The organism is Sphingobacterium paludis (genome assembly GCF_004364125.1).
Classification (GTDB): domain Bacteria; phylum Bacteroidota; class Bacteroidia; order Sphingobacteriales; family Sphingobacteriaceae; genus Sphingobacterium; species Sphingobacterium paludis.
In genome coordinates this window covers 147,915-162,147 of the sequence record NZ_SNZV01000005.1, presented here as the reverse complement: position 1 = coordinate 162,147, position 14,233 = coordinate 147,915, and the positions used below count along the sequence as shown (strand labels likewise).

Sequence of the window (14,233 nt, the reverse complement as noted above, 5' to 3'; positions counted from 1 at the left end):
AATTACGCGACGAATATGTAACTTTGCCGCATGTCCGAAAAAATTATCATTCTCGATTTTGGTTCACAGTATACGCAGTTGATAGCGCGTCGTGTACGTGAGCTTAATGTTTATTGTGAAATACATCCGTTCAATAATTTGCCAGACTTTGACGATACGGTCAAAGGCATAATCTTTTCCGGTAGTCCTTTTTCCGTTAGGCAAGAAGGAGCGCCGCAAATTAATTACAGCGAGCTTCAGGATCGTTTTCCGATATTGGGAGTTTGCTACGGCGCGCAATATTTGGCGCAAAAGTCTGGTGGCGAAGTATTACCGTCGGAGATCAGAGAATACGGACGTGCGAATCTGCAATTTGTGGATACGAGCAACGAATTGTTAGTGGGCGTACCCGTGCAATCCCAAGTTTGGATGTCACACGGCGATACGATAAAAGAAGTGCCAACAAACTTCCATATCATAGCCAGCACGGATAAAGTTCGTGTGGCGGCATACCATGTTGCTGGCACGCGCACCTATGGCATACAGTTCCACCCGGAGGTTACGCACAGTACGGATGGACAGGTGCTATTGAAAAATTTCGTTGTCGGCATCTGTGGATGTGCGCAAGACTGGACATCGACAGCATTTGCTGAGACAACCATTGCCGAGCTGAAAGAACAATTGGGCAATGATCACGTTATTATGGCGCTATCAGGTGGCGTAGATTCTACCGTTGCAGCGGTGTTATTGCATGAAGCTATTGGTAAAAATTTGCACTGTATTTTTGTGGATCATGGTCTGCTGCGTAAAAATGAATATGAGCAGGTGTTGGACTCTTACAAAAATATGGGTCTTAATATAAAAGGTATCAATGCTAAAGATCTTTTTTACGGACGTTTAGCAGGTGTATCTGAACCTGAACAGAAACGTAAAATTATCGGTGCATCATTTATTGATGTATTCGATCAAGCTGCAAAAGATATACAAAATGAGCTGCCTGACGGTATTGAGGCAAAATGGTTAGGGCAGGGAACAATCTACCCCGACATCATTGAGTCCATTTCGGTTAAAGGGCCATCAGCTACCATAAAATCACACCATAACGTCGGTGGACTTCCCGATTTTATGAAATTGAAAGTAGTAGAGCCATTAAAAACCCTATTTAAAGATGAGGTGCGCCGTGTCGGAAAAACCTTAGAGGTAGACCCGAATATCTTGGGTAGACATCCTTTTCCGGGTCCCGGATTGGCAATACGCGTTTTAGGTGATATCACGGAAGAAAAGGTACGGATTTTGCAAGAAGCTGACGATATCTATATCCGTAATTTAAAAGAGACGGGATGGTATGATAAAGTTTGGCAAGCGGGCACGATCTTTCTGCCCGTGCAGTCCGTGGGTGTGATGGGCGACGAACGTACGTACGAGCATGTTGTGGCCTTGCGTGCAGTAGGTTCACTAGACGGTATGACCGCTGACTGGATTCATCTCCCTTACGATTTGCTTGCTAAAATTTCTAACGAAATCATCAATCATGTTAAAGGAATCAACCGAGTTGTCTATGATATCAGTTCAAAACCACCAGCAACGATTGAGTGGGAATAAATTATTACTGGCTTTAGGACTAGCGCTTAGCTTAAGCGCTTGTTCGCCTAAGGTCGGAGTATTAAAATCTCCCGATCATCGTGGCGGAAACGTAGGGAGTGGCACGACCACGGCTGATAAACCAGGATCATCTAAAACAGGTGAAGCTGGCGAGGTATCTGCGGGAAAAACAAAACGTGTGCTCGATAACAGCATAGCACTGGTGCTCCCTTTTCAACTCGACCGCTTGAATCCAAATGCCGTGTCAAAAGCAGACATCAGTCGTTCTTCTATAGCCTTGGATTTTTACCAAGGCTTCCAACTGGGCTTAGATGAGTTGGCTAAAAATGGGAAATCATTTGCTTTAAATGTGATTGACTCGCGCGATAGCGAAGGCCAGAGTATGAATATCGCGCAATCCCAGGAAATAGCGGATGCTACATTGATTGTTGGACCGGTGTATCCAAAGGAAATTAAGGTGTTTGGCAGCAATGTGCCAAATAATAACGCCTTACAAATCAATCCATTGGCAGCTTCCAAAGCAAGTGATTTCAACCTACCTAATTTGGTATCACTAACCCCTTCTATTGATATGCATATGAAGGCTACTGCCAAAAGATTGTCTCGGGAATATAATGGGGGCGACGTCATCATCATTTACAACACGGCAGATAATGATGGTCGGCAGTTTTTGGCTGGATTTGTATCGGAAATTCGGCGGTTAAAGCCCTCTGCACAAGTTCAATCAGTCTCATCAATTGCACAATTGAATGAAGCATTAATTACGGCGGGAACAAATTTCATCGTTACAGGTACTACGGATAAGTTCCAACTCCGCACATTGCTCAATAACTTGGATGCTAAATCCAGCGAAAGTTTTTACAGCCTTAACCTGTATGGCCATCCGCTTTGGGATCGCATAGATTTCAGCATGTACGCCAATTTTTCAAATTACAATCCCACGATTTCATCGGAGAGTCATCTCAAAGGTTGGACATCGGGCGTTAAAACGTTTAAGGATTTGTATTACTCGCTCTACGGCGTCAATCCTTCCGATTATTCCTATAAAGGTTACGATGCAGCAAAATACTTTGGCGGGCTTTTGGCAAAGTATGGATCTAAATATCGTGAATACGTAACGAAAGATTCATTTGATGGTTTGTACAGTACCTACCAGTTTGAGCATAGTGAAAGCTCTGGTTTTATCAATAACGCCGTAAGCTTTAAGTCTTACCGTGGATCATCCTTTCAATTAAACTAATATTGGAAGTAAAGCAGAAAAAAGTAGCGCAACAGCTGCGTAATTTCGAACGTGCTTTAGGCGAGTATAAATTAGACGAGCCCTTAAGTAGGTTTTTAACCCGCTTTTACAAAAGTAATAGACAGATGGGGTCTTCTGATCGCAGAATGACATCCCGTCTTTGCTACAATTATTTTAGAGTGGGTCATATAGCAGCAGATCAAGCTCCGGAGGCTCGGCTAGTCATCGCAGAGTTTCTGTGCGAAACGGCAAGTGATCTTGTTGACGTGCATAGGCCGCAATGGTCTGCTTATCAACAGGGGGAATTGGCGGACAAAATAAATTTCTTGGAGCAACAGGGGATTCCCTGCGACGATGCCATCTTTCCTTTCTATAGCCATCTTTCCTTATCCATAGATCCAAAGCAATTTTGCAGAAGTCAACTCATTCAGCCCGATTTATTTTTGCGTGTGCAAAAGCATGCAGTTTTGGCAGTAGAGGAGGAACTCACGAAAAACGCAATACCCTTCGAAAAGGTTGGTCCTTATAGCTACCGACTGCCGAACGGCGCGCAACTGCAGCAAATAAAAAAGATAGAGGGGTTATTTGAAGTGCAGGATTTATCGTCGCAGGAGAGCTTGGATATCGCCCATATCGCTAAAAATCAATCTTGGTGGGATGCTTGTGCTGCATCCGGCGGTAAATCCTTACTGCTGCTTCATAAAGAACCTAGTATCCAATTGTTGGTGTCCGACATCCGCCTTAGCGTTTTAAGAAATCTAGACGAACGCTTTTTGAAAGCAAACATCCGGACAGCGTACAGGAAGAAAGTCTTAGACTTGACAGTAGATGTGGAGCATTTACTGCATGGAGAACGCTTTGACGGCATTATCCTTGATGCGCCCTGCTCGGGGTCGGGCACTTGGGGTCGAACACCGGAAATGATGAGTCAATTTTCGGAATCCAACATAGCCGATTTTGCCAGCCTTCAACAGAAAATAGCGGCACGCGCGTCGAAATACTTGCAGAAAGACGGCCAGTTGATCTATATTACATGCTCTGTTTTTCGAGAAGAAAACGAGGATATCGTGGCCTATCTGGAAGATACATGCGGCCTGAAAGTAGAAGCAATGAATCTTATAAAGGGCTACCATCGCAAATCGGACAGCATGTTTGCTGCCCGACTTCGGAAAATACAGTAATGGGTCTTCGCAGGTCGTTATTCTTCTTTGCTTGGAATAACCAACACGGGGCAGTTTGCTTTGCGGATGACTGACTCCGAAACGCTACCTGATATAAAATGTTCGAACCCAGTCTTTCCATTAGAACCCATGATGATGAGATCTGCTGTCCACTCACTAGCGGTGTTCAATATCTCATCACGCACGTTTCCGACCTTATTAAAAAGAAACACTTCGTGTGCCCCTTCAAAGGCGTTGCCTAAGCTCTCCAGATAGCGCTGGGCGGAATCTTGCTGAATTTCCGACACTTCAGGAACAATAATGGGTTGCTGCCCCAACAACGGGTCTGCTCCATAAGCTGCCGGCGAGGTTGGCGGTACGACCGTAACCAAGGCAATAGACGAATTAAATTCGCGAACCAGTTCCTTGGCGTGTTCGATGGCTTTTAGCGTGCAAGGTGTATCGTCCACTGCTAAAAGAATGCGATTAAATCTATGGTTGCTCATGTGCGTGCGGTATAAAAAAGTTATATTCGTATACGTAGATAACATCTGCGTCATATTATTTGTTTTTAGTAAAAAAAGAAAAGATGGTTTTAGGTATTTGTAATCTTTCTGTGGTGCCTTTGCGATCAGACCCTTCCCATCGTAGCGAAATGGTCAACCAAGTATTGTTTGCCGAAATCTTTGAATTACTGGAGGAGCGATCGGAGTGGACATATATCCGCATGCTGGAGAGTGATTATGAAGGGTGGCTACAGCATGGGCAATACAGGATATGGGGTGGAGAAATACCATCGTTCGATGATGATGCATATCGGGTGGTAGATTGCTCAGGTGCCGAAGCCATTTCTGACCAGAACAGCATACGTTTGGTGCCCGGAACAAAGATTTGGGATACGCTATCGTTAACGCTTCCCAATTCGTCACCTGCTCCATACCATATTCAAGGTGGGCTTCGTAACCCTACAGTCGCCGACTTCGCTATGGAGCTTCCGAAACTGGTCAATCTTTACCATGCATGCCCGTATCTATGGGGCGGGCGTTCGCCGTACGGCTTAGATTGTTCCGGACTTACGCAAGCGATATACGCCCAATTTGGTATTACCTTACGCCGCGATGCCTATCAGCAGGCCGAGCAAGGTAGAACAGTCGACTTTGTAGCCGAAATCAAGCCGGGTGACTTAGCTTTTTTCGACAATGAAGAGGGGCGGATAACCCATGTTGGATTGATGTTAGATGCGGATCGTATTTTTCACGCTTCGGCGTACGTACGGACGGATAACATGGATAGTGAAGGCATTTTTAACCCATCCGAAGGTCGATACACGCATAAGCTACGCATTGTAAAACGTATCTTATAAAGGCCAGCTTCGTTCGGGCATAAGCTTTCCAAATTTTCACTATATTCGCGACCGTAAGAAAACTTTCTTTTAGCCATGCAAATACGTAAAAATCGTTATTTCCAACTTGCACAAAGTGGACTACTCCCTTATCCCAATACCACTATTACGCCAATTTCTGAGCCCGATGAATGCTTGAAAATCGCGAAAGAAGGCTTTGATTTATTCACAAAAAGGGAATGGAAAGAGGCGCATGTTTTGTACTCTCGTGCTATAGAAAGCTATCCGGATCAACCTTTTTTCAGGGCCTGTCGATCGGTCTTGAACGCCTATCTGGAGGATGATGAAGGAGCATTCTATGATTACCAAGTTGTCAAAACGCTGGATGCAAACTATTGCAGCTATATGCAGTGGCAACAGGAAAAACCAGCAAACACCGTGCACGATGCCGATCAGGTTGAAAGTGTGGAAGCGCTGCTCGAAGCCGCCCTTGAGTTTACCCCTCAATTTGATTATGAGCGGGCACTAGCCTACTACGCCGAGGCCTTTCGCAGAGCGCCTTCTGCAGATACCCTTGTATATGCGGGCGCTTTACAAGTACATATGTTACGGTATGAAAATGCTTTCGAATCATTTGCCCAAGCCTTGCAAATCGACCGCGGCAACGCTTCTGCCTATCTCTACCGTGCCAAGCTCTTTAGCGCTATCCGCGAGTTTGACAACGCAACGCAGGATTTAGATAAGGCGGTGGAGTTAGCACCGCAATCCAGCGCAGTGTATGAGGAGCGGGGAAATTTTTTCGTTGAGCGCGAGCAATATGAAAAGGCAGCAGTCGATTTTAACATCTTGATAGCACTGCTGCCTGAGGATTTTTATGTTTATGCCCTGCGGGCCGATTTGTTTGAAAAGATGGAAAATTGGGAATCTGCACTGGCTGATTATGGCGAAGCGATTGTGCTAAACCCTACATATTCGGAACTCTATCTGTATAGATCTAACGTGAGGGAACAGCTAGGGGATGCGCGCGGCGCTGCGGAAGACTTAGATACGTTCCACAGGCTGGACAAACGCCATCTTTCAGACGAAGATTAACTTAAAACAGTTTCCCTTGGCTTTGACCACCATCTTTATTTGGGATGGTCAGATTTGTGCCGATTGCTTTGTTCAGCTCGGTAATGAAGTGGGCCGCGAGGAGGGGAGATGCAACCTCCACATTCTGGTGAACGAAAAAGAAAAGACGACGTAAACCTGCTTTTTTCCATTCTTTGATGCGTTTCACCCAGTCGGTAAGCCGGTCGTAATCCGTTGGATGATTAGCGCCCACGTAGCGAACAAAAGCATCCGAGGTCGTTAGGCGCATATGCAAAAGATCGCGTCTTCCTGCTGTGTCTACAATAACGTTGGTCGTATCTGTCTTTTCCAATAACGTAACGAGATCATCAAATACGTTTTTCTCTGTAAACCAGGATGTATTGCGCACTTCTAGCGCTAAGGGATAACCCTTTGGGAAATTCTCTAAAAATCCTTTCAAGCGTTCGAAGTCTTTGGGTTTGTAATTATCATGCATCTGCAAAAATGCCATGCCCAGTCTATCCTCAAAATTCACGGTAGCGTCTACGAAGGCTTTCACTTTTTCATCGGTATGAAGCAGCCGGCCATAGTGACTTATCGATTGCGGAATTTTTGGAAAAAATTTGAAACCTTTGGCGGTTTTGTCTCGCCAAGTGGCCACCTGCTCTTTGCTTGGCGAATTATAGAAGGTGGCATTAAGCTCAATCGCATTGAATTGCTGCGCGTAGTAGCTTAATTCGTCTTTTGTGCCACGAGGATAGAAGCCTTTTAGATCAGCTTTGTTCCATTTTGCACAGCCTACATATACTTCCAGCTCCGCCTTTTCTTTGTTGCTTTTTAGCAAATCCAATGTTTCAGCAGGGGTGGGGGGAAGAGTAAAATCGATCTCTTCGGGATGTTCTACTTGACCAAATTTCATAATCGAATATACGGAATGATACATACATGAGCAACGTATAGCTGCGATTAAAAAAAAACTCCTGCAACATATGTTGCAGGAGTCTATATCGTGATCATTGGATCGTTTCGTGGCGTTATACGTTAAAACGAAAATGCATAATATCACCGTCCTCTACGATATAGGTTTTACCTTCCACGGATAGCTTGCCCGCTTCTTTCACCGCAGCCTCCGACCCATATTGTACATAGTCTGCATATTTAATCACCTCAGCACGAATAAATCCTTTTTCGAAATCCGTGTGGATAACGCCCGCCGCCTGCGGTGCAGTAAATCCATTCTCGATTGTCCAGGCACGCACTTCCTGCACACCAGCCGTGAAATAGGTAGACAGCTTCAACAGCGAATAGGCTGCGCGAATCAATTTATGCACGCCAGATTCTTCCAAGCCAAGATCTTCTAAAAACATCTTGCGCTCTTCATAAGATTCGAGCTGCGCTATTTCCGATTCAATCTGCGCCGAGATGATTAACACTTGTGCATTTTCATCTTTAACCGCGTCCTTTACGCGTTCTACATAGGCATTACCTGTATTTACAGAGGCTTCATCTACGTTACATACGTACAATACAGGCTTTACAGTCAATAGAGCAAGGTCTTCGATATAATCAAAATCTTCCTCCGATATGGCTGCTGTTCGTGCCGAACGTCCCGATTCCAAATGAGCTTTGACAACAGAAAGAATTTCGAAAGTCTTTTTCGCGTCTTTATCACCACCAGTTTTCGCCATCTTTTCGACTTTCTGTATCCGTTTCACCACGGTATCCAAGTCTTTCAACTGAAGCTCGGTATCAATAATTTCTTTATCGCGGATAGGATCTACAGAACCATCTACGTGGATAACATTTCCGTCATCAAAACAACGAAGCACGTGGATAATAGCATTCGTGGTGCGGATATTACCCAAAAACTGGTTTCCTAAACCTTCGCCTTTTGATGCGCCCTTTACCAGACCGGCTATATCAACAATTTCAATCGTATTGGGAACAATGCGCTGCGGATTTACCAGTTCAGCCAGCTTGTTAATTCGCTCGTCAGGAACGGTGATCACACCGACATTGGGTTCTATTGTACAAAAAGGGAAATTCGCTGCCTGCGCCTTCGCGTTTGACAGACAATTAAATAATGTTGATTTACCTACGTTCGGTAAACCTACTATACCACATTGTAAAGCCATGAAAATTGCAATTTTTTAATCGCCCAAAGATAGGTAAAATAGTGGAATGTTGACGGCCGTAAAAATGGCTAACTTGAATAACGCGCTTTATTTGATTAGGATGTTCCAAGCTATTTGAATTATTTGTATTTTTACCGAGAATTAAAATAATAATGTATGAAAAAACTATTACTTCTGTTTTTTAGCTGTCTATTTTTACAAGCAGCAACTGCTCAAGATTTTAGACCCTATTTTTCCAACAATTTCAATTTCGGCGCGTCCTATACCAATGGACAAGCTGAAAGCCAAGTTGCCGCATACGGCGATCGTCAGATCGACTACGTCGGACTGCAGTTTAATTACATTGGATTGTTTCATTTGACTCCCAAAGTAGCCATCGGTGCCGGTACGGGGGTAAGACACGTTATTGAGGTTGATGCAGACTGGGATTATTGGGGCGACGATGATGATATCGATTTTCTACGAAATTACATCTCCATTCCTCTTTACGCACATGCGTCCTTCCGGTTTATAGATAAACGTGTCAGTCCGTTTCTGTCTGCTTCGCTGGGTTACAACTTTCGGGTAGGTAGTCATGAATCCTCGCACACGTCAACACGGTTTTCGGGGACAGCAAGCTCGTTCTACGCTGTTGAGGAACGTTCGCACCTATCTTCCGGTATCTTAGCCGGAGCCCAAGCAGGTGTCAGTATTCGCGTAGGCTCCAGGTTCGACATCATGACTGGACCGTATTTCGAATACCGTAAATCTACGTTAAACTCTGCCATTCAAGATGGTACATCTTTTTCATCATCGCAAAGAGACTTAAATTTATATGAAGTCGGCGTAAAAGTTGGATTCGCGTTTTAGAAATTTTTCACTATTTAATGGGTGAGCGGTTAATCCTTTCTATTTGCTATGCTGTCATAGTATTAAATAATTTGTAAAATAAATAGAAAGGAGCCTATGAAAAAGTTTATTTATGTAGCAGCAATCGTTAGCTTGTTTGTCTTTGTTAAACCAGCAAATGCGCAGGTAAACGTAAACATTAATATAGGGTCACAGCCAAGCTGGGGTCCGGCTGGTTACGACTACGTTCGGTATTATTACTTACCTGAAATTGGTGTTTATTATGATGTGTCCAGCAGGCGGTACATCTACCCACAAGGTAACCGCTGGGTCAATGTGCGCTCCTTGCCGAAACGCTACAGGCATGTAAACATGAACCGGACGTATAAAGTGGTACTAAATCATGCTCAGCCTTGGAGAAACCACAGAGACGTTCACAATAGATACCACCGCTACGCAAATAATCATTCACAGCGCTACCTTGGTGATCGCCGAACACATGATCGCTACGATAAGAAGCATCATCGTAAGGGAAAGAAACACGATCACGACCGAGGAAGAGGTCGCCGCAGATAAGATAAGTTTCAAGCCGGAGTTGATGTGCACGATGGCAGCGCGCACATTGACTCCGGTATATGTGCTGACGCCATCGACCACAGAGAACGCCGCTTTTACTAACATTTATCTACAAACCCATTTTTACCAGTTAATAATTTTGCGTTTGCCACTGCAATGATCTAAATTTGCAACAAAATTCGGAAGATAAGATTAGTATGGGAAAAGGTATGAATTGCCTCTTTACTTTTGGGGGATTGTTTTATTTGATGTGTCTAACATCATGTCATGGTGGAATGGATAGCAAAGCGGCTAACGCGTCACAAGATTCGCTGGTATTAGGAGGCGTGAGCGTATCGAAAACAGACACCGTTCCTTTATGTACAGGTAAATTGACGAAACGCTGGAAAGCACCCGTTCACCTCAATATCGATACCCTGCATCCAATCAGTAAAGATTCTTTGGCCAAGGCGCTGCGCATAGAACGTCGCCGCATACGAGATTCGGTAAGGTTGGCTTTGGACAAATTGCCTAAACATCTTTATTTTACTTTTGATGATGGGCCTCTACGAGGGAGTAAGGCCATCGATTCTATCGCCAAAGCCAGAAAAATAAAGATCAACACCTTCTTGGTTGGAAAACATGCTTTTATGTCGAAAGGCTTAAAGCGGGACTATCAACGTTACTACGACAATCCGCTTGTGGAATGCTATAACCACAGTTATACGCACGGGAATAACAAATTCACCAGCTTTTACAGCAATGCCGTTGGGGCAGTCAACGACTTCGAGAAAAATGAAACGGATTTAAAGCTTCAACATAAGATCATCCGCTTGCCAGGACGTAACATTTGGATCTACGACGACGTGCGTCGTATCGATCTGCAGAGTGGTGCTAGTACGGCCGATCTTTTGTATACCAATGGCTATAAAATCTTCGGATGGGATGTCGAGTGGAAGATACATGGGCTTACCGGCAAACCGATACAGTCGGTTCATGAAATCTATACGCGCATTCGAAATTACATGAACAATAAATCTTCCATGGAACCGAATAACGTGGTGCTCCTCATGCATGATGACATGTTTCAAAATAAGAAAGGACAGCAATTGCTATCCTCACTGATTGATACCATTCAGAGGCATACCGACTACCAATTCGAGTTTATGCAGGACTATCCATTCCGGTACTGATGCAAACAAGTAAGTCACGTAAACAAGAAACGCCTGCAAAAGCAGGCGTTTCTTGTTTTTAAAAGATCCAGATGCTATTCAACCACAACACCCATATTGCTGAATTTAGCAATACGATCGTTAACCAAGGTCTCTGCATCTTTAAGCTTCAATTCTTGAATATCAGCAAGTATTTTTGTCTTTAAGGAATGGGCTGTCGCTGCGGGATCCTGATTCGCTCCACCAACAGGTTCTTCGATAATCCCATCAATAAGCCCATTTTTAAGCATATCTTCCGCTGTCAGTTTCAGGGAGTCGGCAGCCTTTTCTTTTTGATCCCAGCTCCGGTATAGAATGGAGGAACAAGACTCCGGAGAAATAACAGAATACCACGTGTTTTGCAACATATAGACTCGATCGCCTACACCAATACCCAAAGCACCACCTGAAGCACCTTCACCGATTACCACGCAAATCACAGGTACGGTCAAAACCGACATTTCCAGCAAATTGCGCGCGATAGCTTCCCCTTGGCCACGCTCTTCTGCTTCCAATCCCGGATAAGCACCCATCGTGTCAATAAAAGTGACGATAGGTCTGTTAAACTTCTCTGCCATTTTCATCAGCCTTAGCGCCTTACGGTAGCCTTCCGGATTGGCCATACCAAAGTTTCGATACTGCCGCTCTTTGGTATTTTTACCTTTCTGATGACCAATGACCATAACAGCTTGACCATCGATAGAAGCAATACCCCCAATGATAGCTTTATCATCCTTTACCGTTCTATCGCCGTGGAGTTCAATGAACTCTTCGCACAGCATCTCAATGTAATCGGATGTTTGTGGACGATCAGGATGTCTGGACATCTGCACTTTTTGCCATCCGCTCATATTGGAATAGATATCCTTCTTGGTTTGTTCCAATTTCGTTTCAAGCTCATTGATGGTTGCACTCATATCCACTTTCGTCTTTTCTTGGACCTGTAAGACCTTTTCTATTTGGGTTTGCAAATCTGCAATAGGCTTTTCAAAATCAAATGTTGTTTGCATAATTGTATGTATCTAGCACATTTCAGCTTGCTAAGTTAATTTATTTTTACATATTATAAAATGGCGTCTTCCGATTAGTTTGCTATCCGGTTTATAATCAAACGCTTGTCCTGTACATTTAGTTTGCATTCTTTTTTGAGAAGACGCTATCTTTTCTCCGGTGCTGGACTACTAGACCTGCTGCTTGGTTTGGGGCAATATAATTGTTGAAGGGATTGCGACAGCCAAGGAAAATTAATATTTTCGTTGGATTATATGACAATGGCAGAAGAACGCAACCGTACCACCGTATTCAAGTTTCTGGGTAAACTTGTGTTATGGATCATGTTGTCTACCTCATTTTGGTATTTCGAAGAGTATTATAAAGCCCATCGGCTGATCAGCAATGCGTCTAGTGCGCTGAACTTATTTTTAACGGCCAGCATATTATACTCCATAGGTCGGTATATCATGATTACGCTGTACACGAAAAGACACGAACATAGGAGCGTTCGGGGAAACTTTGTGTTGGGAATAAATCGATTGACGGCGGTTTTGAATACCACGACAGCAATCATTGCCATCATGCTAGCACTGGGGATAGACCCGCGGGAATTTGTGACAAGTTTGACCATCGTCGCTATGGCTATTGCCGTGACCTTCCGCGAATACATCACCAATATGCTATCCGGTCTTTTCATTATGTTTAATGATCAGCTATCCGTAGGCGATCGGGTCAAAATAGGTGAGTATAAGGGTAGGATCGTGGATATTACCTTTTCCAGTCTCTTGATACAAGATGAAGAGGATGATATCGTGATGGTTCCCAACAATTTGGTGTTTACGTCGCCCATGGTTAATTTTTCTGCGCACCGCTCAAGCCTTTTCTACGTTCGCTTTGAGCTTCCGCTCCAAACTGCTGTGGAGATAGATCAGCTGGAAGCGCGCATTCAGAAAACACTGATTAATCATCCGTATTTGACGGGCGACGATGATCTGCATTTAAAAGTGGTAGAAATTGGGAAGGATTACGTGAAGTATAAAATGGAAATGCATGCCACCAGCAGCAGCAATAAATTGCACCGGCAGCTGGAGAATGAAATTTTGAAAGAAGTACTCCAGTTTAAGCGGGAGTATGATCTTGATCAGTAAGTGTTAGGTTTTACGAACGTGTATACGCTTTACAAAATGATGGGATCCCTTTTCCAAAATTAAGTCTGCCCGATAGCGTGTGGGAAGTATGTTCTCGTGCAAATTGGGCTTGTTGATTTCATTCCAAATATTGCTAGCCATGGCTAAACTCTCTTTTTCGTCCATCCCGGCATAACGGTGGAAGTACGAATCCGGATTTTGGAAAGATGTCGCCCGAAGCGATTCGAAGCGGCTGATATACCAATCCATAATATCTTTCTCATCCGCATCCACGTAGATCGAATAGTCAAAATAGTCGGATACGAAGACGTTGTTGCCCTTGGAAGAGTTTACCTGCAAAACGTTTATTCCTTCCACGATCAGAATATCGGGGCGAACAATACGTTGTTTCTGATCTTCCAAAATATCATAGGCTAAGTGCGAATATACCGGAACTTCAAATTCCTCAACGCCCGACTTCATGGCCGCCAAAAAGCTGAGCAATAATTTGGTATCGTAGCTTTCCGGAAAACCCTTTCTGTTTAGCATACTCCGCTCATTCAAAATCTTATTGGGGTACAAAAAACCATCCGTCGTGACAAGATCTACGTGTGGCTTACCCGGGAGCATAGACAAAACCTTCTGCAACACGCGGGCTGTAGTACTTTTACCAGCAGCGACTGATCCGGCAATACCGATAACGAAGGGGAGGCGTTGGGTATGTTTGTTCAAAAAGCCGTTCACGACCGCGTGTGCGTCCTTCGCGCGTTCTAAAAATATGTTGATCAGGTGCGCAAGCGGAAAATATATCTCTTCAATTTCCTTGATATTCAGCGGTTCGTTTAGCGCATGGAGATTTTCTACATCATCTTGGGTTAAATGGTAGGAGAAATGCCCATTCAAGCTTTTCCACTCTGCTCTTTCAAAGAGCTGAAACGGACTACTAACCGCATTGGTATTACTGGAAGACATACGTTTATATTTAGAATG

At 44.0% G+C, this 14,233-nt stretch carries 14 protein-coding genes; 9 read left to right on the top strand and 5 right to left on the bottom strand.

Features of this window, described 5'->3' with window-relative positions; translation table 11 throughout:
- Positions 1–30 precede the first annotated feature (30 nt).
- Genes guaA through B0I21_RS10995 form a run of 3 tightly spaced genes read left to right on the top strand, consistent with a single transcriptional unit; the run spans position 31 to position 4,002 of the window.
- Positions 31–1,581, top strand: a complete 1,551-nt coding sequence (gene guaA / locus B0I21_RS11005; protein ID WP_133640528.1) for a glutamine-hydrolyzing GMP synthase — start codon at positions 31–33, stop codon at positions 1,579–1,581.
- Complete coding sequence (locus tag B0I21_RS11000; RefSeq protein WP_243836050.1) at positions 1,538–2,821, top strand: ABC transporter substrate-binding protein; 1,284 nt, start codon at positions 1,538–1,540, stop codon at positions 2,819–2,821. Before guaA ends, B0I21_RS11000 begins: the two co-directional genes overlap by 44 nt.
- Before the next feature lie 2 nt (positions 2,822–2,823).
- Complete coding sequence (locus tag B0I21_RS10995) at positions 2,824–4,002, top strand: RsmB/NOP family class I SAM-dependent RNA methyltransferase (RefSeq protein ID WP_133640527.1); 1,179 nt, start codon at positions 2,824–2,826, stop codon at positions 4,000–4,002.
- Between the two features lie 17 nt (positions 4,003–4,019).
- Here B0I21_RS10995 and B0I21_RS10990 read toward each other — a convergent pair whose 3' ends face one another.
- Entirely contained in the window at positions 4,020–4,487 is a 468-nt protein-coding gene (locus B0I21_RS10990) for a universal stress protein (protein ID WP_133640526.1), read from the bottom strand.
- Positions 4,488–4,570: 83 nt separating this feature from the next.
- On the opposite strand from B0I21_RS10990, the gene B0I21_RS10985 reads away from it, so the two are divergent.
- Both B0I21_RS10985 and B0I21_RS10980 read left to right on the top strand, forming a co-directional pair.
- A complete protein-coding gene (locus tag B0I21_RS10985; RefSeq protein WP_133640525.1) occupies positions 4,571–5,344 on the top strand; it encodes a C40 family peptidase in 774 nt (257 codons plus the stop codon).
- Between the two features lie 75 nt (positions 5,345–5,419).
- Positions 5,420–6,415, top strand: a complete 996-nt coding sequence (locus B0I21_RS10980; protein ID WP_133640524.1) for a tetratricopeptide repeat protein — start codon at positions 5,420–5,422, stop codon at positions 6,413–6,415.
- Position 6,416: 1 nt separating this feature from the next.
- Here the strand turns inward: B0I21_RS10980 and B0I21_RS10975 are convergent, their stop codons facing one another.
- Entirely contained in the window at positions 6,417–7,337 is a 921-nt protein-coding gene (locus tag B0I21_RS10975) for a DUF72 domain-containing protein (RefSeq protein ID WP_243836048.1), read from the bottom strand.
- 91 nt (positions 7,338–7,428) lie between these two features.
- A complete protein-coding gene (gene ychF / locus B0I21_RS10970) occupies positions 7,429–8,529 on the bottom strand; it encodes a redox-regulated ATPase YchF (RefSeq protein ID WP_133640523.1) in 1,101 nt (366 codons plus the stop codon).
- 156 nt (positions 8,530–8,685) lie between these two features.
- Between ychF and B0I21_RS10965 the strand changes: the two genes are divergently transcribed.
- From B0I21_RS10965 to B0I21_RS10955, 3 genes are all read left to right on the top strand, one after another.
- Entirely contained in the window at positions 8,686–9,378 is a 693-nt protein-coding gene (locus tag B0I21_RS10965; protein ID WP_133640522.1) for an outer membrane beta-barrel protein, read from the top strand.
- Positions 9,379–9,474: 96 nt separating this feature from the next.
- A complete protein-coding gene (locus B0I21_RS10960; protein ID WP_133640521.1) occupies positions 9,475–9,933 on the top strand; it encodes a hypothetical protein in 459 nt (152 codons plus the stop codon).
- 275 nt (positions 9,934–10,208) lie between these two features.
- Complete coding sequence (locus tag B0I21_RS10955) at positions 10,209–11,105, top strand: polysaccharide deacetylase family protein (protein WP_243836046.1); 897 nt, start codon at positions 10,209–10,211, stop codon at positions 11,103–11,105.
- A gap of 74 nt (positions 11,106–11,179) precedes the next feature.
- On the opposite strand, the gene B0I21_RS10950 is transcribed toward B0I21_RS10955, so the two are convergent.
- Entirely contained in the window at positions 11,180–12,133 is a 954-nt protein-coding gene (locus B0I21_RS10950) for an acetyl-CoA carboxylase carboxyltransferase subunit alpha (protein ID WP_133640520.1), read from the bottom strand.
- A gap of 261 nt (positions 12,134–12,394) precedes the next feature.
- Between B0I21_RS10950 and B0I21_RS10945 the strand changes: the two genes are divergently transcribed.
- A complete protein-coding gene (locus tag B0I21_RS10945) occupies positions 12,395–13,264 on the top strand; it encodes a mechanosensitive ion channel family protein (protein ID WP_133640519.1) in 870 nt (289 codons plus the stop codon).
- 3 nt (positions 13,265–13,267) lie between these two features.
- On the opposite strand, the gene coaA is transcribed toward B0I21_RS10945, so the two are convergent.
- Positions 13,268–14,215, bottom strand: coding sequence for a type I pantothenate kinase (gene coaA / locus B0I21_RS10940; RefSeq protein ID WP_133640518.1), 948 nt, complete (start codon positions 14,213–14,215; stop codon positions 13,268–13,270).
- Positions 14,216–14,233: the final 18 nt, after the last annotated feature.